Source organism: Luteimonas rhizosphaerae (genome assembly GCF_002849595.1).
Lineage (GTDB): Bacteria > Pseudomonadota > Gammaproteobacteria > Xanthomonadales > Xanthomonadaceae > Luteimonas > Luteimonas cellulosilyticus.
This window is the reverse complement of the sequence record NZ_NRQR01000026.1, coordinates 377,022-399,997: the sequence shown is the minus strand read 5'-3', so window position 1 is coordinate 399,997 and position 22,976 is coordinate 377,022. Positions and strand designations below refer to the sequence as shown.

Sequence of the window (22,976 nt, the reverse complement as noted above, 5' to 3'; positions counted from 1 at the left end):
TCCCCGCCTTCGCGGCGATGACGGGTGAGGCGGACGCCCCCTGCTTGCCTCTGCGGCGACGAGCTGGCGCAGAAGGCCGCGGCCTGGCGTGACGCGACGAGGAGGCAGCAGCTCAGCGCAACCAGCCGCGGCCGGCCGCGGCGCGTGCGAACAGCCAGACCGCGCCGACGACGCCGACCAGCAACACCGGCAACAGCGCGCCCGACGCGCCGGTCAATGCCCACACCGGCGTCAGCAGGTAGCTCGCCGTGAGCTGCACGACCACCGCGACCAGCGACAGCAGCAGCAACGGCACCGCCCAGCGGCGTGCGATCAGCAGGCCGAACGCGCCCGCGGTGCCGGCGACGACCGCGACGCCGAACACGCCGAGCACCCATTCGGGCATCGCCGCGTTGATCTGCTGCTGCGCGGGCGGCAGCAACGCGGCCTGCTCCGGCGTCACCGACATCTGCAGCACGAACATCAGCACGCCGAACAGGTTCCACAGCAGCGCGATCAGGGCGACGACGCGAGCGCCGAGTGGCATGGGCGTGTGCAGGGACATGGTCGGGCTCCGGACGTGCAGGATCGCAGCGTGCGAGGGTAACGCGTCCGTCGATCGGCCACCGCCGGTGGCCTTCGGACGCGCGCCCACGATGCGCACGCGGGCGGGCTCACCACGCTGCCGCGCATCCGGCGTCGCGGCGTTACAGCCAGCCCTTCTGCCGCGCGAGCCGGTAGGCCTCGATGCGGTTGCCGACGCCGAGCTTGCCGATCGCCTCGGACAGGTAGTTGCGCACGGTGCCGTGCGAGAGATGCAGCTGCGCGGCGATCTCGTTCGCGGTGCGGCCCTCGCCCGCCAGTCGCAGCACCTGGCGCTCGCGGTCGTTGAGCGGATCGGGCTCGCTCCAGGCATCGAGTGCGAGCTGCGGATCGATCGCCCGGCCGCCGCGATGCACGGTGCGCAGCGCCTCGGCCAGATGTTCGGCCGGCGCGTCCTTGAGCAGGTAGCCGGCGACGCCCGCGTCCAGCGCGCGGCGCAGGAAGCCGGCGCGGGCGAAGGTCGTGACGATGACGACGCGGATCGGCAGCGCGTGCCGCTGGATGCGCTGCGCGAGTTCCAGGCCGGTCAGGCCCGGCATCTCGATATCGGTCACCAGCAGGTCCGGCGTCAGCCGCTGCAGCTCGCGCCAGGCGCTCTCGCCGTCTGCCGCGCTACCGACGACGGACAGGTCGTCTTCCAGATCGAGCAGTGCGCGCAGCGCGCCGCGGACCATCGCCTGGTCTTCGGCGAGCACGAGGCGGATCGGGGCGTCGGCAGCGGGCAACGTGGTCATCGCGGCGACCGTAGCAGGCGTGGACGCGCACGGCGATGCGGCACGCGAACGCGGACGCCGCGCGCGGCAGGCCGCGCCGTCATGGCGACGGCAGCGCCGTACCGGGCAACGGCAGCCAGGCCTCGACGCGGGTCCCGCCGGCGCTGCCGTCGATGCGCAGGCGCCCGCCCAGTGCCTCGATGCGTTCGCGCATGCCGGTCAGCCCATTGCCCGCGGCGATGTCGCCGCCGCGGCCGTCGTCGTGCACCTGCAGCCGCACCGCATCGCCGTCGCGCGAGAACGTCGCCCGCGCACTGCGCGCGTGCGCGTGACGCTGCACGTTGGTCGCCGCTTCGCGCAGCGTCATGGCCAGCGCATTCTCGACATCGGCGGGCAGCCCTGCCGTCGCGACGGCCTCGTCGAGCGCGTAGTCGAAGGCGACGCCGTCCGTTTCCAGCAGCAGTCGCGCCGAGGCCAGTTCCGCGGCGAGGCCACTCGCGCGGATGCCGCTGACGGCCTGGCGCATCTGCGCCAGCGCGTCGCGCGCGATGCCGCCCACCTCGCCGATCTCGCGCTGCGCGCCTGCGGGATCGCGCGGCACCAGCTTCGCGGCGAGATCCGCCTTCAGCGCGACCATCGACAGCGTGTGGCCGAGCAGGTCGTGCAGGTCGCGCCCGATGCGCTCGCGCTCGGCGACGGCGGCGAGCCGGCGCACCTCGTCGTGCGACAGCCGCAGTGCGGCGTCCTGCGCGTGCTTCAAATGCTCCACGTGCACCAGCAGCCCGATCACCAGCGTGGTGACCGGCAGCCAGCCGATCGCCGACCACGGATACCCGAACTGCCGCGCCCATACCATCAGCACCGCGTTGAGCAGGAGCAGCGTGACGACGTAGCGCCACAGCGCGTGCCGCGACAGCGCGCCGAGAAACACGCAGCCGAAGACGAAGTAGCTCAGTCCCGACACGTACCAGGGCAGCAGCGCCAGGCACAGCACGATCATCCCCAGCGCGCACCACGGCGCGCGCCGCTGCGGCAACAGCAGGGCGCCCGCGAACAGCGCGAGGAACACCGGATACGTCAGCAACGTCAGCAGCGCCCAGCGCAGGTCGTAACCGTAGGGCGAGAAGACCGGCACCACGAACACCCACACCGACCACAGCACATGGATGCCTTCGGTCCAGACCGGCCGGCCCTGCCGCAGCGCCGCGCCGACGACCGAATCCGGCGCCGGCCGCAGGCCGGTGTACCGACGGAGGGCATCGAGGCGGGCGGCGTCGGACATGGCCTGCAGCGTAGCCGGCCCGGGCCTGCTCATGCAGCCGCGTCGCGCGGTGCCGACGCGATCGCGCCGGCGGTCGGCGACGCGCCCGCCATGTCAGCGCAGTTCCACATCGTCGATCGCGAAGGCGAACGTGCCGGCCGGCGGCCCGGCGGTCCAGGCGATGCCCCGCACCTGCGACAGGTCGGCACCGGGGAAGGCCGCGAGCGGCAGCCGCACCTCGGTCCATGCGTCGCCCGCTTCGAAGGTCTGCATCGCCGGCATCGCGTTCCGGGCCGCGCCGGAGAACAGCATCGCGCTGTAGCGGCGGCCGTCGCCGCGCACGCGGAACACCAGCTCGGTGCGCGCCGACAGGTCCACCGGCTGCATCGGCTGCGCGGCAGGAAAAAACATCACGCCCGACCACGGATACGCGAAGCCCGGCAGGATCTCGCCGGTGACCGACAGGGCGCCGGCCGAGCCGTCGGCACCGCCGTCGATGCGCGCCTGCGCCACGGTCGAGGCGCCGCCGGCCATCTGGTCGGTGGTCGGCGCCCAGCTGCCGAAGGCCGCGGACAGGCCGGCGTCGAAATCGCTGATCACACCCGCGCCCACGGGCGCGACCGGCGCGTCGGCCGTCGGCACCGGTTCCGGCGCGTCCAGTTCCACCGCATGGCCGTTCTTCCACACCCTGGCGATGCGCCGGGTGTCGCGGATGTCGCGCAGCGGATTGCCGTCCACCAACAGCAGGTCGGCGCGATAGCCCGGCAGGATGCGGCCGCGATCTGCCAGGCCGAACCGCGCCGCCGGGAGCGACGTGGCCGACGCCAGCACCTCTTCGGGCGCCATCTCCGCCTGCATCAGCAGTGCGAGTTCGGCGTGCAGGCTGGCGCCCTGCGCCGTGCCCGGATTTGGCGCGTCGCTGCCGGCCAGGATGTGGACGCCTGCGTCGTGCAGCATGCGGACGCTGGCGATCGCATGGCGCAGGCGCTGCGGGTTCGCGGCGAGGGGAAACGCCGCCTCGAGCGTGCCGCGCTGGCCCGCCGACAGCCGCGGCGCGATGGCGGGATCCGCCGCCAGCCGCGCGCCGTCGCCGTCGCCGCCGACCGATGCGATGACCGCCAGGGTCGGGATGACGAAGCCGTCGCGCCCGGCGATCTCGTGCACGAACGGAGGATCGATCGGCGCATCGTCGACCATGTGCACCAGCCCATCCACGCCGGCTCCGAGCACCATGCGCGCGCTGTCCAGCGTGGACACGTGCGCGACCGCGATCCGGTCGCGCGCATGCGCGGCGGCGACCGCGCTGCGCACCTGCGCGGCATCGAGCGTGGGGATCCGGCGGGCGCCGTAGCTGCCCATGTCCTCGACGATGATCTTGATGAAATCCGCGCCCTCGTCGATGCGCTGCGCGGTGAACGCCTCGACGTCGGTCGTCGCCGCGACCGCGGGCACCGGGAATCCGTACTGCGTGCCGTGGCCGCCTTCGGCCGTGACCGCCGTGCCGGCCGCCCACAGGTCGGCCTGCGTCGCGTTGCCGGAGTCCTCGCGCTGCCTGCGCAGCGCCGCGAGCCGGCCGGCCACGCCGTGCATGTCGATCCCGCTGGTGACGCCGAAGCGCAGCATGTCGGCCTGCGCATCGCCCCAGGCATGCACGTGCGCGTCGATCAGGCCGGGCAGCAGCGTGCGGCCGGCCCCGTCGACGACGGCGATGCCGTCCGGCACCCCGACGTCGGCGCCCACCGCCTCGATCCGGCCGTCGCGCACCACGACCGTGCCGCGCTCGATGACGTCGACGCCATCGAAGATGCGCGCGTCGCGAATGGCGAAGCTGGCGTCCGATGCCGGCGGTGGCGATGCAGCCGCCGTCCGCTCCTGCGCCGGCATCGCCACCGCGATGCCGAGCACCGCGACCAGCGCCGCCACCGCGGCCACCCCGGGCCAGCGACGCTGGCCGAGTCCCTGTCTCCGTGTCATTGCGTTCTCCCCGAATCCGTTGGATGCATGATCTCAGACCGCCCGCGCCAGCCGGCGCAACGCGAGCACGCCGCAGGCCAGCGTCACGACCGTCAGCACCAGCAGGTGCAGCCACAGCGGCTGCGGTCCCGTCTGCCCCGCCACGCCGAGCGCGATCTGCGCCAGGTGCCAGGCCGGCCATAGTGGCGCCAGCCGCGCGAACACGTCCGGCAGCATCGACAACGGCAGCCACAGGCCCGACAGGAAGGCCATCGGCAGGAACAGCAGGTTGACGAGCGCCGGCGCGGCGTTGGCACTGGCGATGCTGCCCAGGTACAAGCCGATCGCGCAGAAGGGCAACGCGCCGAGCACGCTCACCGTCCACAGCAGCGCCCATTGCGCCGGCGCCAGCGTCACGCCCCCGAACAGCGTGGCCAGCGCGGCGAGTTCCGCGACGATGACCAGCGTGAAGAGCATCGCGATCAGCATCCGCGCGACGAGCCACGCGCTTGGCGGCGCCGGCAGCGCGCGACGCAGGGCGAAGAAGCCGCGTTCGCGGTCGATCGCCAGCGTCACCGACAGCCCGAACAGGCCGGCGCCCATCGCGCCGAACACGCCGTAGGTCGCCAGCAGATAGCGCGCCGCCTCGTCGCCGGCGCGCCCGGCCATCAGCAGGCCGAACATCGCGTAGAACAGCGCCGGGAACAGCAGCGTCGGAATCACGTACATCGGCTCGCGCAGCAGCCGCAGCAGTTCGCAGCGTGTCTCGAGCAGGTAGCAGCGCCACAGGCGCACGCGCGCGTCGGCGCGGCGGGGCTGCGCGGTGGCGAACGGGGTCGTGTCCATCATGCGGTCTCCTCGCGTGCGGTCTGAGGTGTCGCCTGCGTCGCGGTCATCGCGACGAAGGCCTCGGCGAGACCGGCGCGCTGCACGTCGAGATCGGCGAGCGCCGCGTCCTCGGCCAGCAAGCGGCGCAACACGACCTCGACCTGCTCGGCCACGACCACGAGCTGCCCGTCGACGCGCGCCGCGCTGCGCACGCCCGGCCACGTCGCGACGCGGTCGGCCGGCACCTCCGTCGTGCAGCGGATGCGGCGCTGGGCGACCTGCGCGCGCACCTCCGCGACGCTGCCGTCGGCGCGCACGCGGCCCGCGTCGAGCACGACGACGCGGTCGGCCAGTGCCTCGGCTTCCTCCAGGTAATGCGTGGTCAGCAGGATGCCGACGCCGTCCGCGACCAGCTGCCGGATCGCGCGCCACACCTGCTGGCGCGCGCCGATGTCGAGCCCGGTCGTCGGTTCGTCGAGGAACAGCAGCCGCGGCCGCCCGCACAGCGCGAGCGCGAACTGCACGCGGCGCTGCTGGCCGCCCGACAGCCGGCCGTAGCGGCGGCCGAGCAACCCCTCGAGCCCCGCCAGGGCGACGCAGTCGGCGACGCTGCGCGGATCTGGATACCAACTGCGCGTCAGCGCGAGCAGCTCGCCGACCTGCAGGCGTTCGGGCAGCTGCGCCTGCTGCAGCATCACCCCGACCCGGCGGCGCACCCCGGCGTCCGAGGGAGGCCGGTCGAACAGCGTGACCTCGCCGCCGTCGGCCGGCTGCAGGCCGAGCAGGATCTCGATCGCCGTGGTCTTGCCCGCACCGTTGACGCCGAGCAGCGCGGTGACCTGGCCCGGCGGCAGCGCGAGGTCGATGCCGTCGAGCGCACGCACGCGACCCCGCGTCCGCGAGACGCCGCGCAGGCGGGCGAGCGGCGGTCTCGGCGTGGCATCAGGGAACGCGGGCTTCGCGGACATCGGGACGCTCCTGTCGGGGATGGCGGCAGTCTCGGCCGCGGCGGCCGTCCGCGGCAGTCGCCGCCGTCATCCGAAGCGCATGACAGACGTCACATGACGGCACGGCCTGCCGGCGGCCAGACTCCACCGACACGCACCGACCGCGCCGCCGGCCCGGGCGTGACGTCCGGCGGATTGGAATCGCGCCGGAGCCGCGGTCACACTCGGCCTGTCCGCACCGTCTGATGGAACGATGAACACACACGCAGATCTGCTCAAGGAACTCCGGATCGACCGCAGTGCCCCGCCGCCCCCGTCGCGGCGCGGGCTGTGGATCGGGCTCGGCATCGCGCTGGCCGTACTGGTGCTGCTGGCGCTCGCCGCGCTCGCGCTGGGCCCGCGCGCGACACCGGTCGAGACCGTCGTCGTCGCCTCGCCCGCGTCCGGCGCCGCGGCCGGCTCGGTACTCGATGCCAGCGGCTACGTCGTCGCCCGGCGCATGGCGACGGTGTCGGCCAAGATCACCGGCCGCGTGCGCGAGGTGCGGATCGAGGAAGGCCAGCATGTCGAGGCCGGGGAGATCATGGCGACGCTCGATCCGATCGACGCCGATGCGCGCCGCGACCTGTCGGTCGCCCAGCTCGAAGCGGCGCGCAGCCAGGTCGGCGGCGTGCAGGCGCAACTGGCGGAAGCCGAGGCGAACGCCAGCCGCCTGCAGACCCTGGTCGGCCAGCAGCTGGTCTCCAAGGCGCAGCACGAACAGGCCATCGCCCAGCGCGATGCGCTGCGCGCGCAGCTCGCCACCGCGCGCCGCAACACCGCCGTCGCCAGCGAACAGCTGCGCATCTCCGGCATCGGCGTCGACGACACTCTGGTGCGCGCGCCGTTCGCCGGCGTGGTCGTCGCCAAGGCCGCGCAGCCGGGCGAGATCGTCTCGCCGCTGTCGGCCGGCGGCGGCTTCACCCGCACCGGCATCGGCACCATCGTCGACATGGAGTCGCTGGAAGTGGAAGTCGATGTCGGCGAGTCCTACATCGGCCGCGTGCAGCCCGGCATGCCGGTCGAGACCACGCTCAACGCCTACCAGGACTGGAAGATCCCCGGCAGCGTCATCGCCATCGTGCCGACCGCCGACCGCGGCAAGGCGACGGTCAAGGTGCGCATCGCGCTGGACGCCAAGGACGCGCGGATCGTGCCCGACATGGGCGCGACGGTCAGCTTCCTCGAACAGGCGCGGCCCGCCGGCGACGCCGATGCGCCGCGCCACGTGCGCGTGCCGGCGGCGGCGATCGTCGAGCGCGACGGCGCCGACGTCGCGTTCGTCGTCGAGGACGAACGCGCGGTCCGACGCGCGGTGCGCACGGGCGAGCGGATCGGCGGCAATGTGGAAATCCTCGAGGGCCTCGCGGCCGGCGACGAGCTGGTGCTCGACCCGGACGACGCGCTCGAGGACGGCGCCCGCGTGCAGCCGGGCGACGCGGAGTAGGCAGAATCGGAGCGGCGCGCGGGGGGCGTGCGCCGGCCGGCATCGCAGCACACTGCGCCGGGCGCGGCGACGACATCGGCGGCCGTGCGCGTCACGGCCCACAACGACGGGGAAGCACATGGCACTGGTCTCGATCCGCAATCTCACCAAGACGTACCAGCGCGGCCCTGAAAAGGTCGAAGTGCTGCACGGCGTCGACCTGGACATCGCCGAGGGCGACTTCGTCGCGCTGATGGGGCCGTCGGGCTCGGGCAAGACGACGCTGCTGAACCTGATCGGTGGCCTCGACACGCCCACCGGCGGCGAGATCGCGGTCAAGGGCGAGCGCATCGACCGCATGAGCGGCGGCCAGCTGTCGACATGGCGCAGCCACAACGTCGGCTACGTGTTCCAGTTCTACAACCTGATGCCGGCGCTCACCGCGCAGAAGAACGTCGAGCTGCCGCTGCTGCTGACCAAGCTCGGCGGTGCGCAGCGCAAGCGCAACGCGCAGATCGCGCTGACCCTCGTCGGCCTCGCGGACCGCACCTCGCACAAGCCCAACGAACTCTCGGGCGGCCAGCAGCAGCGCGTGGCGATCGCGCGGGCGATCGTCTCCGACCCGACGCTGCTGATCTGCGACGAACCGACCGGCGATCTCGACCGCCAGTCGGCCGAGGACATCCTCGGCCTGCTGCAGACGCTCAACCGCGAGCACGGCAAGACCATCGTCATGGTCACCCACGACCCCAAGGCCGCCGAGTACGCCAGCCACACGCTGCACCTCGACAAGGGCTCGCTGGTCGGCGACCACGACGCGGCGGCGTGAGCGCCGCAGCCCGTCACTCCCGCGCCAACCTTCCGCAGGACATCCCATGAAATACCTGCACCTGATCTGGGCGGCGCTGTTCCGGCGCAAGACCCGCACCTTCCTGACGCTGGCGTCGATCATCGCGGCGTTCCTGCTGTTCGGGCTGCTCGACGGCATCCGCGTCGCGTTCACCCAGATGGGCCAGAACGCCGACGGCGCGCAGCGCCTGCAGACCTCGTCGCGGCTGTCCTTCATCGAGACGCTGCCCATGTCGCTGGCCCGACGCATCGAGGCGGTCGACAACATCGAGGCGGTGACCTACGCCAACTGGTTCGGCGGCGTGTACCAGAACGAGCGCAACCAGATCTTCAGCTTCGCGGTCGCGTCGAACTACCTCGACCTGTATCCGGAAATCGAGGTCGACCCGGCCGAGCGCGACGCGTTCGCGCGCACCCGCACCGGCGTGCTGGTCGGCGAGAAGCTGATGCAGCGCTTCGGCTGGAAGGTCGGCGACCGCATCCCGCTGATGTCGTCGATCTTCCCCAACAGCGACGGCAGCCTGAACTGGTCCTTCGACATCGTCGGCACCCTGCGTCCGCGCGACGCGGAATCCGGCGGCTTCAACGACCAGCTGTTGCTGCTGCACTACGACTACTTCGAGGAGTCGACGCCCTACGTCGACGGCGACGTCGGCTGGTACGTCAGCCGCGTGTCCGACGTGCGCCGCGCCGACCGGGCGGCGAAGGCGATCGACGCGCTGTCGATGAACTCGCCCGACGAAACGCGCACGATGACCGAGGCCGCCGCGTTCGCCTCGCAGCTCAAGCAGATGGCGGATGTCGGCCTGATCGTCGGCTCGATCATGGGCGCGGTGTTCTTCACCCTGCTGCTGCTGACCGGCAACACGATGGCGCAGGCGGTGCGCGAACGGACCTCCGAACTCGCGGTGCTCAAGACCATCGGTTTCTCCAGCACCAGCGTGCTGCTGCTGGTGCTGGCCGAATCGGTGACGCTGGTGCTGGTCGGCGGCGTCGTCGGCCTGGGCCTGGCGGCGGTCGCGGGCCAGATCGTCACCGCCGGCAGCGGCGGCATGATCCAGCTGCCCGGCATCACCGCCAACAGCTGGCTGCTGGGCCTGGGCCTGATGATCGCGATCGGCCTGCTGGTCGGCGCCTTGCCCGCCGTCCGCGCCATGCGCCTGAACATCGTCGACGCGCTCGCCGGGCGCTGAGGAGACCGCCATGCCCAAGTTCCTGAAATCGCTGCTCGTCAACGCCGGCCTGGTCCTGGGCCTGGTCGTCGCCCTCGGCATCTGGATCGCCTCGCCGTGGTACGTGCTGCTGGCGCTGGCCCTGCTCGCCGCGGCGTGGATGGTGCTCAGCCGCAGCGGCCGGCAGGCGGCGTCGGTCAGCCAGGTCGGCATCAGCACGCTGGGCCAGCGGCTCGGCGCGTCGTCGGTCGTGGTCATCGGCATCGCCGGCGTGGTCGCGGTGCTGGTCGCGCTGCTGTCGATGGCCGAGGGTTACCAGCACACGCTCGGCCGCACCGGCGACGCCTCGACGGCGATCGTGCTGCGCGGCGGCTCGGCGGCCGAGGTCATGTCGGTCATGGACCGCGCGACGGTCACCGCCGTCGTCGACGCACCCGAGATCGCCCGCAACGCCGACGGCCGGCCGCTGGCCTCGCCCGAGCTCGTCGTCGCGGCCAACCTGCCGGTGCGCGGCGGCGCGCCGGACGAGGACGGCAGCGTGCAGTTCCGCGGCGTCGGCGAGATGGCCTGGCAGGTGCGACCGAACCTGCGCATCGTCGAAGGGCGCGCGTTCGAGACCGGCAAGCGCGAGCTCGTCGTCGGCCAGGGCGCGCGCCGCCAGTTCGCCGGGCTGGAACCGGGCCAGTCGGTGCGGCTGGGCGCGGACGTGTGGCAGGTGGTCGGCGCGTTCGAAGCGAACGACGCGATGGACTCGGAAATCTGGGCGGATGCGGAAGTCGTCGCCACGACCTACCGCCGCGGCAGCAGCCGCGCATCGGTCACCGCGCGCCTGGCCAGCCCGTCCGCGTTCAAGGCGTTCAAGGCGACGCTGGAAGCCGATCCGCGCACCCAGGTCGCGGTCAGCACCACGCTGGACTATTTCGCCAAGCAGTCGGAGGGCATGTCGAAGGTGCTGCGCATCATCGGCATCGTCGTCGGCTCGATCATGGCGATCGGCGCGGTGTTCGGCGCGCTCAACACGATGTTCGCGACCGTCGCCGCGCGTGCGCGCGAGATCGCCACGCTGCGCGCGATCGGTTTCCGCGGCCTGCCGGTGGTGGTCGCGGTGATGCTGGAGACGATGCTGCTGGCGCTGCTCGGCGGCATTCTCGGCGGCGCGATCGCGTGGCTGGTGTTCAACGGCTACAGCGCCTCGACGCTGGCCGGCGGCGTGGGCCAGGTGACGTTCGAGTTCCGGGTCTCGCCCGCGCTGCTGTGGAGCGGATTGAAGTGGGCGCTCGCGATCGGCTTCATCGGCGGCCTGTTCCCGGCAGTGCGCGCGGCGCAGCTGCCGGTCACGACCGCGTTGCGCGCCGCATGAGCGAACCGCTGCCGCAGACGCTGTCGAACGCCGACCTGGCGCAGAAGATCCAGGCCCTGCAGGCGCGCGCGTTCGAACTCTACGAACACGCCGCGTTGCGCGCGGAAGCCGATCCGCCGCGCGCGGATGCGATCTACGCAAAGGCCGAGCAGCGCACCGCGCCGCTGATCGAGCAGGCACGCGTGCTCAACGACGAGCGCGTGCGCCGGCTGCGGGCACGCGCGCAGCGCTGGCGCGTCGGCACGCTGGTGATCGCCGTCGTCGGCAGCCTCGCCCTGCTGTGGATGCTCGTCGCGCGCGGCTGATCCGCGCCCGCCTCACGCGTCGGCGTCGAGCCAGCCCTGTGCGATCGCGACGCGGACATCGTCCTCGCTGTCGAGATCGTGGCCGAGCAGCGGCGCATGCAGACGGAACAGCTCGGCCTCCGGCAATGCCGCCAGCCCGGCGCCGAATCCGCGGTCACCCTGCAGCCCTGCCGCGGTCGCCAGCAGCGCGGGCGACACGACCGCGGGAATGCCGGGGCGATCGCCGTGCAGCACGGCCGCGCACCGCGACGCGACCTGCGCTGCGCCGTCGAGCAGCGCGCGCAGATGCAGGGCGTTGAGCGCGGGCTGGTCGCTGCCGACGATCAGCACCGGGCCCGCGTGATCCGCGAGCGCCCGCGCCGCGCAGGCCAGGCTGCCGGCGAGGCCGGTGTCCCAGCCCGCGTGTTCGATCGCCTCGAACGGCGCCGGCAGCGCCGGTCCCAGCGCAGCGCGGATCGCATCCCGATGGCCGCCAAGGATCAGCACCGCGCGCAGCGGCCGGGTCGAGGCGACGAGGTCGAGCACGTGCCGCAGCAACGGCGCACCCGCCCGCGGCAGCAGCTGCTTCGGACGTCCCAGGCGGCGGCTGCCGCCCGCGGCCAGCACGATCGCGGCATGGCCGTGGCTCATGCCGCCTCGCCGTGGCGCCAGGCCTGCAGCTGCGCGGCGATGCTCAGCGCGATGGCCTCGGCGCCCCGGCCGCCGAGCTTCAGGCCGATCGGCGATCGCAGGCGCGGCCGCAGGGCGTGGATCGTCTCGGCCGGCAGCACCTGGAACAGGTCCTCGCGCCGGCGGTTCGGCCCGAGCAGGCCGACGAAGGGCACCTCGTGCGTCGCCAGCAGTTCCAGCGCATCGCGGTCGAGTTCGAAGTTGTGGTGCATGACCAGCGCGGCATCGAAGCCGGGCGCGGCGCGCAACGCGGCGGCGACCCCGTCGGCGGCATGGCGGTCGGCATGGCGCGCCTCGCCGGCCCAGCGCGGGCGGCGCTCGGCCAGCGTCGTTTTCCAACCCAGCGTGCGCAGCAGGGGCAGCAGGGTCGGCGATTCCGGACCGGCGCCGCAGACCAGCAGCTCCGGCGGCGCGTCGAAGGTCAGCGTCCAGGGGGCGGACGCGCGCCAGTCCGGCGCATCGGCGGGCAGCGTCCAGTCGCCGCGCGCGGCGCCGGCCGTCAGCGCGACCGTACCGCGCGCGTCGATCCGCCACTGCAGCGGCGTGCGTCCGTCCTGCCAGGCCTGCAGCGGCGCGTCGATGCCGGCGAGCGCGGCCAGCGGCAACAGCGCCAGGCGCAGGCGTCCGCGGCAGCCCAGCGCCGAGCCCGACAGCATGTCCTCGTCGTCGCGGGTATCGACCTCCATCCAGCCGAGCCGGCCGGTGGCGGCGGCGACCTCGGCGCGGCGCGCGATTTCCGGCTCGAGGCACCCGCCACTGAGCCAGCCGACCTGGCGCGTGCCGGGGCCGAACAACGCGGCGGCGCCGGCGGCGACATAGGTCGAGCCGTCGGTTTCGAGCACCAGCGCGAGCGTCGCCGGGCGCCCCGCGCGCGCGGCCGCGCAGGCCGCGCCGATCACGGCATGGGGGGCGGACCCGGACGCGTCGTCGACGGCGGCGGCGACATCGGAAGAACAGGCGGCATCGGACATGCGCGCTACTGTGCCAGACGGATCGTGGACGCCGGTCGACGTCGGCTGCCACTGAACGGTCGCTGGCCTGTCATCGAAGCGTCATCGAACCGCGGTAGAGCGTCGACACCCGCGTCGCTACCGTGGCCGACCGTTCGATCCCTGGCCTGTGCGATGTTGCGTGCCGTCTGTCTGTTGTGTGCCTGCCTGCTGGTCGCGGGCTTCTCGTCGTGGCCGGGCCTTGCCTCGTCGCTGGCCGGCAACCTCGCTGCGCCGGCCGGCGCTTCGCCGCTGCTGCCGGCGGCGCGCATCGACGCCGCGTTCGCCCGCCTGCCGCATCGCGCCGGCCACGTGACGACCGGCGACGGCGTCGCCTTGTTCTGGCGCGCGCTCGATCCGAACGACTACCGGCTCGACTACGCCTACCGTCCGGACCAGGTGGAGACGGACGCGCTCGACTTCGACCTGGACTTCACCGCACCGACTGCCGCACCGGCGACACCACGCGGCACGGTCGTGCTGCTGCACGGCTGGATGATGGATGGCGGCTCGCTGCTGCCGTGGTCGCTGGCGCTGGCCGAAGCCGGCTACCGCACGATCACCCTCGACCTGCGCAACCACGGCCGGTCCGGCGACGCGCCGACCGGCTACGGCACGCGCGAATCGGCGGACATCGTCGATGCCGTCGCCGCCCTGCGCGCGCGTGGCGAGATCGTCGGCCCGCTGCATCTGCTGGGCGTGTCCTACGGCGCCGCGACGGCGATCTTCAGCGCCGCCGATCCGCGCCTGGACGCCCAAAGCGTCGTCGCGTTCGAATCCTTCGACAACGCCGCCGACGCGATCCGCGCGATGGTGCCGCACCTGCTGACCGAAGACGCCGACGGCTGGTCCGCGCGCGTCGCCCAGGGCTGGATGCGCTGGCGGGTGGACCCCGCGCTGCTGGACGCGGCGATCGTGCAGGCCGGCGACACGCTGCAGTTGCCGCTCGACGGGGTCAGCGTCGGCAACGCGCTGGCGCAGGTGCACGCCTGCGTGCTGCTGGTGCACGGCGCCGACGACCGCCACGTGCCGGTCGCGCACGGTCGCGCGCTCGCGGCGGCGGCGCCGCAGGCCCGCTATCTGGAGCTGGCCGGCGAAGACCATCTGAGCCTGCCGATGCGGCTCGACCTGCTCGCGCCGGTCGTCGTCGACTGGTTCGACCGGACACCGTCGTCGGCGACCTGTCCCGATCGCGCGCTGGCGGTGCGCTGACGCGTCAGGCCTGCTGGGCGACGATGCGTCGGCGCGCCTGCAGGTAGCCGTCGACGGCGAAGACCACCAGTCCGGCCCAGATGAAGCCGAAGCCGACCGCGCGATCGATGCCGAAGGCTTCGCCGAAGAAGAACACGCCGAGCAGCAGCTGCAGCGTCGGGCCGATGTACTGCAGCAGGCCGACGATCGTCAGCGGCACGCGGCGCACCGCGTAGGCGAAACAGATCAGCGGAATCGCCGTCAGCGCGCCGCCGAGCACCAGCAGCACGTCGGTCCAGCCGCCCCAGCGGGCCGAGAAGAAACCGCCGCCGCCCTGGGTCTCGAACCATGCCAGCGCGATCAGCGCCGGGCCGAACACGAACAGGTTCTCGACGCCGAGGCCCTGCACCGCCTCGACCGCGGCGAACTTGCGGATCAGGCCGTACAGCGCGAACGAGCCCGCCAGGCACAGCGCGATCCACGGGAAGCTGCCGTAGTTGAAGGTCAGCCACAGCACGCCGCCTGCGGCCAGCGCGACCGAGATCCACTGCGGCACCGACAGCCGCTCGCGCAGGAACACGACGCCGATGACGACGTTGAGCAGCGGATTGATGAAGTAGCCGAGACTGGCTTCGACGACGTGGCCGCTGTTGACCGCCCAGACGTACAGGCCCCAGTTCGCGGCGATCAGGCAGCCGGAGATCGCCAGCATGCCGGCGAGCCGCGGCTGCGCCAGGATCTCGCGCAGCCAGCCGCGCCCCTGCCGCAGCGTCAGCCACGCGGCGACGAGGATCGCGCACCAGATCGACCGGTGGACCACGATCTGCAACGACGGCACCTCGCGCAGCAGATACCAGTACATCGGCATCAGGCCCCAGATGACGAACGCGGCGACCGCGATCCACAGGCCGCGGCGGCTCTGCGCGGCGTCGATCACGCGTCGTCTCCGGCCGCGACCGCGACCGGCGCGGGCGCCTTCGCCTTCGCGCGGCCCAGGGTGATCGCGACCACGGCGACCAGGATCACCGCCATCGCACCGAGGTCGTGGACGCTGAAGCGCTCGGCCGCGAGCCACGCGCCGAGCAGCACGGCGATCGCCGGATTGACGTAGGCGTAGCTGCCGGCGAGCGTCGGCCGCACGTTGTGCAGCAGCCACACGTAGGCGGTGAAGCCGATGATCGAACCGAACGAGGCGAGATACGCGACCGACAGCGTCGCCTTCGGCGTCGGCAGCTCGGTCAGCCGCTCGCCGACCGCGAAGCCCGCGGCGAGGATCAGCACGCCGCCGGCGAGCATCTGCGCACCGGCCGCCATGAAGGGCGACGGCAGGTCGCGGCCACGGCTCCACACCGACCCGAACGCCCAGGCCAGCGGCGCGATCAGCAGCGCGACCAGGCCCTGCGGCGTCGCGGTCAGCGAGCTGCCCGCGTTGAGCCACAGCACGCCGGCGAAGCCGATCGCCAGACCCAGCCATTCGACGCGGCTGGGCCGCTCGCCGCGCATGACCGAGAACAGCGCGATCCAGATCGGCGCCGACGCCACCGCGACCGCGGCCAGCCCCGACGACACGCTCTGCTCGGCGATGCAGACCATGCCGTTGCCGAGGCCGAGCAGCAGCACGGCCATCGCCGCGAGATTCTTCCACTGCGGCCAGGTCGGCGCGGGCACGCCGCGCAGCCGCAGCACGGCGTACATCAGGCCACCGGCGACCAGGAACCGCCCGCCTGCCATAAGCAGCGGCGGATAGCCGCCTTCGAGTGCGAAACGGATCGCCAGGTAGGTCGACCCCCAGACGAGATAGACCGCCGCCAGCGCGAGCGCGATGGACAGGACCGAGGCAGGACGCGACACCGGCGCGACGCTCATGGGAGTTCCGGGAGAAGGAAAGGCGACCGCGCAGGCGGGAGCGGAATTCTACGCCCGCGCCGCGTTGCACGGCTGGAACGGTGCTGTTGCAGTCCTGCTGTCGGCGCGCACTCACGCGATGGGGCGTTACCGGGGACGCCCGATCGCGCACACGCGCATGCCTCCCCGCACAAAAAAAGCCGCCGCGATCGCGCGCGGCGGCTTCATCTTCAGACGGCGCAGCGGATCAGCGCGCCCAGCGACCCGGCGCGGTCGATTCGGGCAACACGATCGCCGACATCTGGCGGTCGTTGTTGAGCAGGCGCACCGCGTCGGCGAGGATCGCCGCGGACTCGCGCAGCAGCGGATCCGGGCGTTCTTCGGCGGCCTTTTCCAGCCGGTTCTGCTGGGCGATCGCGCGCTCGCTGGCCTGCAGGCCGTCGTCGTCGGAATCGTCGGCCAGCGGGTCGAGTTCGAGGCCCAGGGCCTTGCGCTCTTCCTGGCGCTGCTGGCGCTTCTCGGCCTGGCGGTCGCGCTCGATGCGACGCTCCTCGAGGTTCAGCGTCACGTATTCCTTGTCGCGCTCGGCGCGGAACTCGGCGATGTCCTCGGCCCACCACTGGAATTCGCGATCGGAGGCCACGCGGGTCTCGTGCAGTCCGTTGAGCTTGGGCAGCAGCGATTCGAAATTGCCGTACTGGGTGTGCGGCACCGCGGCGATGCGCGTCCAAGGCAGCGCGTTGTCGTAGGTGCTCTCGCCGAACTCGGTCGCGTCGACCGTGACCGGGAAGTGGATGTCAGGCTCGACGCCCTTGTTCTGGGTGCTGCTGCCACCGGGCAGGAAGAACTGCGCGATCGTCAGCTTGACCTGGCCGAAGCGCTTGGTCTCATTGGCCGGCCAGCGGTCGAGATCGACCAGGTTCTGCACCGTGCCCTTGCCGAAGGTGGTCTCGCCGATAATCAGGCCGCGGCCGTAGTCCTGGATGGCGCCGGCGACGATCTCCGATGCCGAGGCCGAGCCGCGGTTGATCAGCACGGCCATCGGGCCGTCCCATGCGACGCCCGGATCGCGATCGGCCTGCACGCCGACGCGGCCACCGGATTCGCGGACCTGCACCACCGGACCCTGGTCGATGAACAGACCGGTGAGCTCGACGGCTTCGGTCAGCGAACCGCCGCCGTTGTTGCGCAGGTCGAGCACGACGCCGTCGACCTTCTCGTTACGGAACTGCTCGAGCAGCTTGGCGACGTCACGCGTCGCCGACGCGTACTCGCCGTCGCGGCTGCGGCGGCCTTCGAAGTCCTGGTAGAACGCCGGCAGCTTGATGACGCCGATGCGCTTCTCCACGCCGCCGGCTTCGCTCGGCGGCAGGGTCAGCGTCTCGGCCTTCGCGGCCTGCTCTTCCAGGCGCACGCGGGCCCGGGTCAGCGTGATGCGGACCGGCTCGCTGTCGAGCGTGGATTCGCCCGGGATCACGTCCAGCCGCACCTGGGTGTCCTTCGGTCCCTTGATCTTCTCGACGACGTCGTCGATGCGCCAGCCGATGACGTCTTCCATCGGTCCGTTGGTGCCCTGGCCGACACCGACGATGCGGTCGCCCGGCTTGAACCGGTTGCTCATCGCTGCCGGGCCGCCGGGAATCACTTCGCGGATCACGACCACGTCGTCCTGCTTCTGCAGCTGCGCGCCGATGCCTTCCAGCGACAGCGACATGCTCTGGTTGAAGAGCTTGGCCGCGCGCGGATTGAAGTAGTCGGTATGCGGATCGATCGAGCCGGTGTACGCGTTGAGGAAGCTGCTGAACGCGTCTTCGCTGTTGAGCGACGCGACCGTGTTGGCGAGGTTGAGGTAGCGCCGGTCGAGCGTCTTGCGGATCTCGTCGGGCGCCTTGCCGGCCAGTTCCAGACGCAGCCAGTCGTTGCGCACCGACTGGCGCCACAGTGCATCGAGCTCGGCGTCGTCGGCGGCCCACGGCACGTCCTCGCGGTCGAACTCCCAGCGGTCGTTGCCGGTGAAGTCGAAGATGTCCTGCTTCAGAAGATCGCGCGCGTACGCGGACCGCGCCGCGACGCGCGCCTTGTAGACCGAGAAGATCTCGAGCGCCGGGGCGATGTCGCCATCACGCACCGCGCCGCCCATGCCCGCCTTGTACGGCTCGAACCGCGCGACGTCCTCGGCGGTGAAGAACAGCTTGCCGGCATCGAGGTTTTCCAGATACCGGTCGAAGATGTCGACCGACATCGCCGCATCCAGCGGCCGCGGCCGGTAGGCGTAGCGGCTGTCGGACAGCAGCCCGTAGACCAGCTTCGACGCCGACACCTGGTCGACGTTGGGCGTGGTCGGAATATCGGTCACGGCATCGGGCCGCGCCATCAGCGCGAGCGGCACCGCCAGCGCGAGGGCGATCAGGGAGCCGGAAACGACGCGGGAAGCTTTCATGCGGGTACCTGGGTAGCGGATGCGGGCATCATGGACATGCGATCGAGCCTGTCGCGTGAATGGACGGCTCGACAGTGCCGAAAGTTGCATGCCCCGTGCAACTCGAATCTAAGCGTCGCGGCTGGCCTGGGCATGAATGCCCCCACCGCGGTCCGCGAATGCGGCCGGTCGTGTTCAGCGCACGTCACGGTGCGGACAGCGGATGCAGCCACCACCCGGCGGCCGGCGGCATCAGGCGGCGACGCCGGCTTCCATCGCCTGGCGGTCGGCGTGGTAGGACGACCGCACCAGCGGACCGGACGCGACATGGCTGAAACCCAGCGCCATGCCGTAATCCTCGAGCGCCTTGAATTCCTCGGGCGTCCAGTAACGCAGCACCGGATGGTGGTGCGCGCTGGGCTGCAGGTACTGGCCGATGGTGACCATGTCGACATCGTGCGCGCGCAGGTCGCGCAGTGTGCCCTGCACCTGCTCCATGGTCTCGCCGAGGCCGAGCATGATGCCGGACTTGGTCGACACGCCCGGATGCTGGGCCTTGAACTTCTGCAGCAGGGTCAGCGACCACTGGTAGTCCGCGCCCGGGCGCACGTTGCGGTAGAGCTCCGGCACGGTCTCGACGTTGTGGTTGAAGACGTCGGGCGGATTCGTCGCCAGGATCTCCAGCGCGCGCTCCATGCGGCCCTTGCCGCGGAAATCAGGGGTCAGGACCTCGATCCGGATGTGCGGCGACTGCTTGCGGACTTCGGTGATGCAATCGACGAAATGCTGGGCGCCGCCATCGCGCAGGTCGTCGCGGTCGACCGAGGTGATCACGACGTACTTCAGGCCCATGTCGGCGATCGTGGTCGCCAGGTTCAGTGGCTCGCTGGCATCCGGCGGCTTGGGCCGGCCGTGGGCGACGTCGCAGAACGAGCAGCGTCGGGTGCACACCTCGCCGAGGATCATGAAGGTCGCGGTGCCGTGGCCGAAGCATTCGTGGATGTTCGGGCAGCTCGCTTCCTCGCAGACCGTGACCAGCCGGTTCTCGCGCAGCTTCGACTTCAGCGCGGCGACCGCACCGTTCGACGGAATCCGCACGCGGATCCACGACGGCTTGCGCAGCACCGGCGCATCGGCGAACTGCACCGGCGAGCGCGCGATCTTGTCGCCCGCGACCTGCTTGACGCCGGTCTGCAGCGACGGCGGCGCGACAGGCGAGGACACCACCTGCAACGGAATCGATTTGTCGGCGGGTCGGGTCATGGACGGGTCGGGTCGCGAAACACCGGACCATTGTAGGCCCCGCCCGGAGAGCTGTCTGCGGCAGGGGCGGGGATGCTGCGTGTCATTCAGTCGCCTGCGGCAGCGCCGGCGGCGGCGCGTCGGCCAGCGCGAGACCGAACTGCCGCGCCAGATGTTCCAGCAGCGCCGGCGCCACGGCCTGCAGCGAACCCGGTCCGCCGAGGTCCGACAGCGAGACCACCTGGAGGCCGGCGTAGCCGCAGGGATTGATCCGGTCGAACGGCGCCAGGTCCATCTCGACGTTGAACGCCAGGCCGTGGAAGGTGCAGCCGCGCCGCACGCGGATGCCGAGCGCGGCGATCTTGGCCTCGTTGACGTAGACGCCGGGCGCGCCGTCGCGCCGCACCGCGCCGATGTTCCAGTCGCCGAGCGTGTCGATGATCGCCTGCTCGATGCGGCAGACGTAGTCGCGCACGCCGATCTTGAGCCGGCGGAGGTCGAGCAACGGATAGACCACCAGCTGGCCGGGGCCGTGATAGGTGACCTGGCCACCGCGATCGACCTGCACCACGGGGATGTCGCCCGGCGCGAGCACGTGCTCCGGCTTGCCCGCCTGGCCCAGGGTGAAGACCGGCTCGTGCTCGACGACCCAGAGCTCGTCGGCGGTGTCCTCGTCGCGCGCATCGGTGAAGGCCTGCATGGCACGCCACACCGGCAGGTAGGGCTGCCGCCCGAGCGGGCGGACCATCGCGGCCGGCGCCGCGCCGGTGGTCATGCGAGCGCCCAGCGCTGCGCGCAGACCAGGCCACCCGGTGGCACCGGGCCGCCGGTCAGGAAACGCCGCAGCAGGCCGGCCACCGCGTCGTCCGCGCGTGCGAGTAGGCCGAGCGCGGGCGCATCCGGCGCCAGGCCTTCGAACGCGGGAAGATCATCGTCGTCGCCCGGCGCTTCGGCATAGGCCATCGCCCAGCCGGGCAGCAGCCGCGTGGCCCGGGTGCCGCGCGACAACAGGCGTACGTCGCAATGCCGGCGATCGCCGGCGACGCGCGCGTACAGCGCATCGACGACGTCGGGCGCGCCTTCGAGCAGTTGCAGGAACGTGCCGTCGCGATAGGCGAGCACGCCGGTCACGTCCTGCGCCGCGTTGTCGGCGCGCGCATCCTGCAACAGCCGGCGCATGTCGGCAGCGGTGAACTCGTAGAGCTGCGCGCTGCGGTAGAGCAGTTGCCGGATCATCGGAATCGGTGCGTCGGACCTGCGGTCACAGCGTCCACCGCACCTCGGGATGCGCGCGCAGGGCTTCGTGGGCGGCGTCGTACTGTGCCCGCGAGGTCGCGCGGAAGCTCAGCTTGATCGACACGAAGCGGCCCCCGCTCGACGCGCGCGAGGTCACGGTCTCGTGCAGCACTTCGATGCCCGCGGCCTGCAGCAGGGTCGGAATCTCGGTGTCGAGACCGGCCTCGGCCGGACCCATCGCGGTGAGCTCGAAGACGCCCGGAAACTGGAAGCCGTGCTCGGGATTGTCGGAAGAAATGTCCATCGCGGGATTATCGGGGCGACGCGCCGCGAACCCAAGCGGCGCGCGGCCGGCATCAGGCGCGGGTCAGGAAACGAGAGCCGGCGCACGGCGCGTGCGGCTTCGCGCTGCCGAGCAGCGTGGCCGCGCCTTGCGCCGTGCGTCGCACATCGGTCGTGTCGGGAGATCGCTGGCACGTATCCGGCGCACGTCTGCATCGCACGCAGACCTGCGCTGCTGCAGGCGCGCGCTCGCGCGCGACGGGAATCCCACCCAGGCCCCGGTCGCACGCACGCGCGCGGCAACGGAATCGGCCGCATAAGACGATGCGATCCGCCTGCCCCCAACGCGACAGGGCCGGCAATGCCGGCCCTGTCGGGATCACGCGTCCATGCAGCGCGCGGCGCTCAGTCCGCGTTCCACCACATCAGCAGCTCGTGCCACAGGCGCTTGAAGAAACCGGCCTCCTCGACCGCTTCCAGCGCGACCAGCGGGCGCTCGGCGATGACCTCGCCGTCGAGCGTCACCCGCACGGTGCCGATCTGCTGGCCTTTCTCGATCGGCGCGACCAGGGTCTCGGGGATGTCCATCGTCGGCTTGAGCTGCGCGTACTTGCCGCGCGGCATGCTGACCAGCATCGGTTCGGCGACGCCCAGCTGCACTTCGTCGGCCTTGCCCTTCCAGATCTTCTGGGTGGCGACCGGCTTGTCGGCGTCGTAGACCGCGTGGGTCTCGAAGAAGCGGAAACCCCAGTTCAGCAGCGCCAGCGAATCGGTCGCCCGCTGCGATTCGCTGGTCGAGCCCATGACGACCGAGATCAGGCGCTGGTCGCCGCGCTGGGCCGACGCCAGCAGGCAGTAGCCGGCGCCCGAATGGTGACCCGTCTTGATGCCGTCGACGCTGTCGTCGCGCCACAGCAGCAGGTTGCGGTTGCGCTGGGTGATCGGGCCGACCGTGAATTCCTTGATCTTGTTGTGCGCGTACTCCTCGGGGTAGTCGCGCACCATCGCGCGGCCGAGCAGCGCCAGGTCGCGCGCGGTCGAGTAGTGCTCCGGGCCCGACAGGCCACTGGCGTTGGTGAAGTTGGAATTGTTCATGCCGATGCGCTTGGCATAAGCGGTCATGAGCTGCGCGAAGGCTTCCTCGCTGCCGGCGGTGTGCTCGGCCAGCGCGATCGCCGCGTCGTTGCCCGACTGCACGACCATGCCGATTTCCATGTCCAGCAGCTTGGCGGTCTGGTTGACCGGGAAGCCGCTGTAGCTGCCGTCGGTGCCGGCGCCGCCCTTGCGCCAGGCGTTCTCGCTCATCATCACCTGGTCGTCGGGGGTGATCTTGCCGGCGGCGAGCTCGGCGGCGATGACGTAGCTGGTCATCACCTTGGTGATGCTGGCCGGCTCGACGCGCTCGTCGGGATTGTGGCTGGCGAGGATCTGGCCGGTCGCGTAATCCATCAGCACCCAGGCGGTACCGTTGACGCTCGGCGGCGGCGGCGTCGGCAACTCGTCGCTGAGCGCGGCGCCGGGCGCGGCGGGCTGCGGCGCGGGCTGCGGCTGGGGTGCGGGCTGGGGCGCCGGGGTCTGGGCAATGGCGACACCGAACAGCGTGGTGGCGACAGCGGCGAACAGCACGCGCGACACGACTACGGACACTTTCATCTGGGGCGGAACTCC

The 22,976-nt window shown here is 71.8% G+C and carries 22 protein-coding genes; 6 read left to right on the top strand and 16 right to left on the bottom strand.

The window, feature by feature from the left end:
• Nucleotides 1-112: 112 nt before the first annotated feature.
• From CJ022_RS15160 to CJ022_RS15135, 6 genes are all read right to left on the bottom strand, one after another.
• Nucleotides 113-544, bottom strand: a complete 432-nt coding sequence (locus CJ022_RS15160) for a hypothetical protein (RefSeq protein ID WP_101927442.1) — start codon at nt 542-544, stop codon at nt 113-115.
• 142 nt (nt 545-686) lie between these two features.
• Nucleotides 687-1,316 carry a response regulator transcription factor gene (locus tag CJ022_RS15155; protein ID WP_101927441.1) on the bottom strand — a complete coding sequence of 210 codons (630 nt, stop codon included), beginning with the start codon at nt 1,314-1,316 and terminating at the stop codon, nt 687-689.
• Between the two features lie 79 nt (nt 1,317-1,395).
• Nucleotides 1,396-2,577: a sensor histidine kinase gene (locus CJ022_RS15150; RefSeq protein ID WP_101927440.1), complete on the bottom strand. Its 1,182-nt coding sequence runs from the start codon at nt 2,575-2,577 to the stop codon at nt 1,396-1,398.
• Nucleotides 2,578-2,670: 93 nt separating this feature from the next.
• The gene (locus CJ022_RS15145; RefSeq protein WP_101927439.1) at nt 2,671-4,530 is read right to left on the bottom strand and encodes a CIA30 family protein; all 1,860 of its coding nucleotides are present in this window, start codon (nt 4,528-4,530) and stop codon (nt 2,671-2,673) included.
• Nucleotides 4,531-4,563: 33 nt separating this feature from the next.
• Nucleotides 4,564-5,355 carry an ABC transporter permease gene (locus tag CJ022_RS15140; RefSeq protein ID WP_101927438.1) on the bottom strand — a complete coding sequence of 264 codons (792 nt, stop codon included), beginning with the start codon at nt 5,353-5,355 and terminating at the stop codon, nt 4,564-4,566.
• Complete coding sequence (locus CJ022_RS15135) at nt 5,355-6,305, bottom strand: ABC transporter ATP-binding protein (protein ID WP_101927437.1); 951 nt, start codon at nt 6,303-6,305, stop codon at nt 5,355-5,357. The genes CJ022_RS15140 and CJ022_RS15135 overlap by 1 nt, the downstream gene beginning before the upstream one ends.
• A gap of 232 nt (nt 6,306-6,537) precedes the next feature.
• On the opposite strand from CJ022_RS15135, the gene CJ022_RS15130 reads away from it, so the two are divergent.
• The 5 genes from CJ022_RS15130 to CJ022_RS15110 all read left to right on the top strand — a co-directional run bounded on the left by CJ022_RS15130 (nt 6,538) and on the right by CJ022_RS15110 (nt 11,435).
• Nucleotides 6,538-7,770, top strand: a complete 1,233-nt coding sequence (locus CJ022_RS15130; protein ID WP_101927436.1) for an efflux RND transporter periplasmic adaptor subunit — start codon at nt 6,538-6,540, stop codon at nt 7,768-7,770.
• Nucleotides 7,771-7,888: 118 nt separating this feature from the next.
• A complete protein-coding gene (locus tag CJ022_RS15125) occupies nt 7,889-8,578 on the top strand; it encodes an ABC transporter ATP-binding protein (RefSeq protein WP_101927435.1) in 690 nt (229 codons plus the stop codon).
• 46 nt (nt 8,579-8,624) lie between these two features.
• Nucleotides 8,625-9,791: an ABC transporter permease gene (locus CJ022_RS15120; RefSeq protein ID WP_101927434.1), complete on the top strand. Its 1,167-nt coding sequence runs from the start codon at nt 8,625-8,627 to the stop codon at nt 9,789-9,791.
• 10 nt (nt 9,792-9,801) lie between these two features.
• Nucleotides 9,802-11,130 (top strand): ABC transporter permease, encoded by a 1,329-nt coding sequence (locus CJ022_RS15115; RefSeq protein WP_101927433.1) that lies wholly within the window; start codon nt 9,802-9,804, stop codon nt 11,128-11,130.
• Complete coding sequence (locus tag CJ022_RS15110; protein WP_101927432.1) at nt 11,127-11,435, top strand: hypothetical protein; 309 nt, start codon at nt 11,127-11,129, stop codon at nt 11,433-11,435. Before CJ022_RS15115 ends, CJ022_RS15110 begins: the two co-directional genes overlap by 4 nt.
• Before the next feature lie 12 nt (nt 11,436-11,447).
• On the opposite strand, the gene CJ022_RS15105 is transcribed toward CJ022_RS15110, so the two are convergent.
• Both CJ022_RS15105 and CJ022_RS15100 read right to left on the bottom strand, forming a co-directional pair.
• Nucleotides 11,448-12,065 (bottom strand): nucleotidyltransferase family protein, encoded by a 618-nt coding sequence (locus CJ022_RS15105; RefSeq protein WP_101927431.1) that lies wholly within the window; start codon nt 12,063-12,065, stop codon nt 11,448-11,450.
• Nucleotides 12,062-13,075 carry an XdhC family protein gene (locus tag CJ022_RS15100; RefSeq protein WP_101927430.1) on the bottom strand — a complete coding sequence of 338 codons (1,014 nt, stop codon included), beginning with the start codon at nt 13,073-13,075 and terminating at the stop codon, nt 12,062-12,064. The genes CJ022_RS15105 and CJ022_RS15100 overlap by 4 nt, the downstream gene beginning before the upstream one ends.
• A gap of 153 nt (nt 13,076-13,228) precedes the next feature.
• On the opposite strand from CJ022_RS15100, the gene CJ022_RS15095 reads away from it, so the two are divergent.
• Nucleotides 13,229-14,305: an alpha/beta fold hydrolase gene (locus tag CJ022_RS15095; RefSeq protein ID WP_158238438.1), complete on the top strand. Its 1,077-nt coding sequence runs from the start codon at nt 13,229-13,231 to the stop codon at nt 14,303-14,305.
• Nucleotides 14,306-14,309: 4 nt separating this feature from the next.
• Here CJ022_RS15095 and rarD read toward each other — a convergent pair whose 3' ends face one another.
• The 8 genes from rarD to CJ022_RS15055 all read right to left on the bottom strand — a co-directional run bounded on the left by rarD (nt 14,310) and on the right by CJ022_RS15055 (nt 22,961).
• Nucleotides 14,310-15,221 carry an EamA family transporter RarD gene (rarD, locus tag CJ022_RS15090; protein WP_101927428.1) on the bottom strand — a complete coding sequence of 304 codons (912 nt, stop codon included), beginning with the start codon at nt 15,219-15,221 and terminating at the stop codon, nt 14,310-14,312.
• Complete coding sequence (gene yedA, locus CJ022_RS15085) at nt 15,218-16,150, bottom strand: drug/metabolite exporter YedA (RefSeq protein ID WP_101927427.1); 933 nt, start codon at nt 16,148-16,150, stop codon at nt 15,218-15,220. The genes rarD and yedA overlap by 4 nt, the downstream gene beginning before the upstream one ends.
• A 226-nt stretch (nt 16,151-16,376) precedes the next feature.
• Nucleotides 16,377-18,569, bottom strand: a complete 2,193-nt coding sequence (locus CJ022_RS15080) for a carboxy terminal-processing peptidase (RefSeq protein ID WP_101927426.1) — start codon at nt 18,567-18,569, stop codon at nt 16,377-16,379.
• A 231-nt stretch (nt 18,570-18,800) separates the two neighbouring features.
• Nucleotides 18,801-19,811, bottom strand: a complete 1,011-nt coding sequence (gene lipA / locus CJ022_RS15075) for a lipoyl synthase (RefSeq protein ID WP_101927425.1) — start codon at nt 19,809-19,811, stop codon at nt 18,801-18,803.
• Between the two features lie 82 nt (nt 19,812-19,893).
• Nucleotides 19,894-20,565: a lipoyl(octanoyl) transferase LipB gene (gene lipB, locus CJ022_RS15070; protein ID WP_101927424.1), complete on the bottom strand. Its 672-nt coding sequence runs from the start codon at nt 20,563-20,565 to the stop codon at nt 19,894-19,896.
• Complete coding sequence (locus CJ022_RS15065; protein WP_101927423.1) at nt 20,562-21,026, bottom strand: BLUF domain-containing protein; 465 nt, start codon at nt 21,024-21,026, stop codon at nt 20,562-20,564. The genes lipB and CJ022_RS15065 overlap by 4 nt, the downstream gene beginning before the upstream one ends.
• A 25-nt stretch (nt 21,027-21,051) precedes the next feature.
• Nucleotides 21,052-21,330 carry a DUF493 family protein gene (locus CJ022_RS15060; RefSeq protein ID WP_101927422.1) on the bottom strand — a complete coding sequence of 93 codons (279 nt, stop codon included), beginning with the start codon at nt 21,328-21,330 and terminating at the stop codon, nt 21,052-21,054.
• Nucleotides 21,331-21,713: 383 nt separating this feature from the next.
• Nucleotides 21,714-22,961, bottom strand: a complete 1,248-nt coding sequence (locus tag CJ022_RS15055; RefSeq protein ID WP_101927421.1) for a D-alanyl-D-alanine carboxypeptidase family protein — start codon at nt 22,959-22,961, stop codon at nt 21,714-21,716.
• Nucleotides 22,962-22,976: the final 15 nt, after the last annotated feature.

Coding starts and splice junctions, on each gene's coding strand:
- CJ022_RS15160 (WP_101927442.1), bottom strand. CDS start 544: ATGTCCCTGCACACGCCCATGCCACTCGGCGCTCGCGTCGTCGCCCTG.
- CJ022_RS15155 (WP_101927441.1), bottom strand. CDS start 1,316: ATGACCACGTTGCCCGCTGCCGACGCCCCGATCCGCCTCGTGCTCGCC.
- CJ022_RS15150 (WP_101927440.1), bottom strand. CDS start 2,577: ATGTCCGACGCCGCCCGCCTCGATGCCCTCCGTCGGTACACCGGCCTG.
- CJ022_RS15145 (WP_101927439.1), bottom strand. CDS start 4,530: ATGACACGGAGACAGGGACTCGGCCAGCGTCGCTGGCCCGGGGTGGCC.
- CJ022_RS15140 (WP_101927438.1), bottom strand. CDS start 5,355: ATGGACACGACCCCGTTCGCCACCGCGCAGCCCCGCCGCGCCGACGCG.
- CJ022_RS15135 (WP_101927437.1), bottom strand. CDS start 6,305: ATGTCCGCGAAGCCCGCGTTCCCTGATGCCACGCCGAGACCGCCGCTC.
- CJ022_RS15130 (WP_101927436.1), top strand. CDS start 6,538: ATGAACACACACGCAGATCTGCTCAAGGAACTCCGGATCGACCGCAGT.
- CJ022_RS15125 (WP_101927435.1), top strand. CDS start 7,889: ATGGCACTGGTCTCGATCCGCAATCTCACCAAGACGTACCAGCGCGGC.
- CJ022_RS15120 (WP_101927434.1), top strand. CDS start 8,625: ATGAAATACCTGCACCTGATCTGGGCGGCGCTGTTCCGGCGCAAGACC.
- CJ022_RS15115 (WP_101927433.1), top strand. CDS start 9,802: ATGCCCAAGTTCCTGAAATCGCTGCTCGTCAACGCCGGCCTGGTCCTG.
- CJ022_RS15110 (WP_101927432.1), top strand. CDS start 11,127: ATGAGCGAACCGCTGCCGCAGACGCTGTCGAACGCCGACCTGGCGCAG.
- CJ022_RS15105 (WP_101927431.1), bottom strand. CDS start 12,065: ATGAGCCACGGCCATGCCGCGATCGTGCTGGCCGCGGGCGGCAGCCGC.
- CJ022_RS15100 (WP_101927430.1), bottom strand. CDS start 13,075: ATGTCCGATGCCGCCTGTTCTTCCGATGTCGCCGCCGCCGTCGACGAC.
- CJ022_RS15095 (WP_158238438.1), top strand. CDS start 13,229: ATGTTGCGTGCCGTCTGTCTGTTGTGTGCCTGCCTGCTGGTCGCGGGC.
- yedA (WP_101927427.1), bottom strand. CDS start 16,150: ATGAGCGTCGCGCCGGTGTCGCGTCCTGCCTCGGTCCTGTCCATCGCG.
- CJ022_RS15080 (WP_101927426.1), bottom strand. CDS start 18,569: ATGAAAGCTTCCCGCGTCGTTTCCGGCTCCCTGATCGCCCTCGCGCTG.
- lipA (WP_101927425.1), bottom strand. CDS start 19,811: ATGACCCGACCCGCCGACAAATCGATTCCGTTGCAGGTGGTGTCCTCG.
- lipB (WP_101927424.1), bottom strand. CDS start 20,565: ATGACCACCGGCGCGGCGCCGGCCGCGATGGTCCGCCCGCTCGGGCGG.
- CJ022_RS15065 (WP_101927423.1), bottom strand. CDS start 21,026: ATGATCCGGCAACTGCTCTACCGCAGCGCGCAGCTCTACGAGTTCACC.
- CJ022_RS15060 (WP_101927422.1), bottom strand. CDS start 21,330: ATGGACATTTCTTCCGACAATCCCGAGCACGGCTTCCAGTTTCCGGGC.
- CJ022_RS15055 (WP_101927421.1), bottom strand. CDS start 22,961: ATGAAAGTGTCCGTAGTCGTGTCGCGCGTGCTGTTCGCCGCTGTCGCC.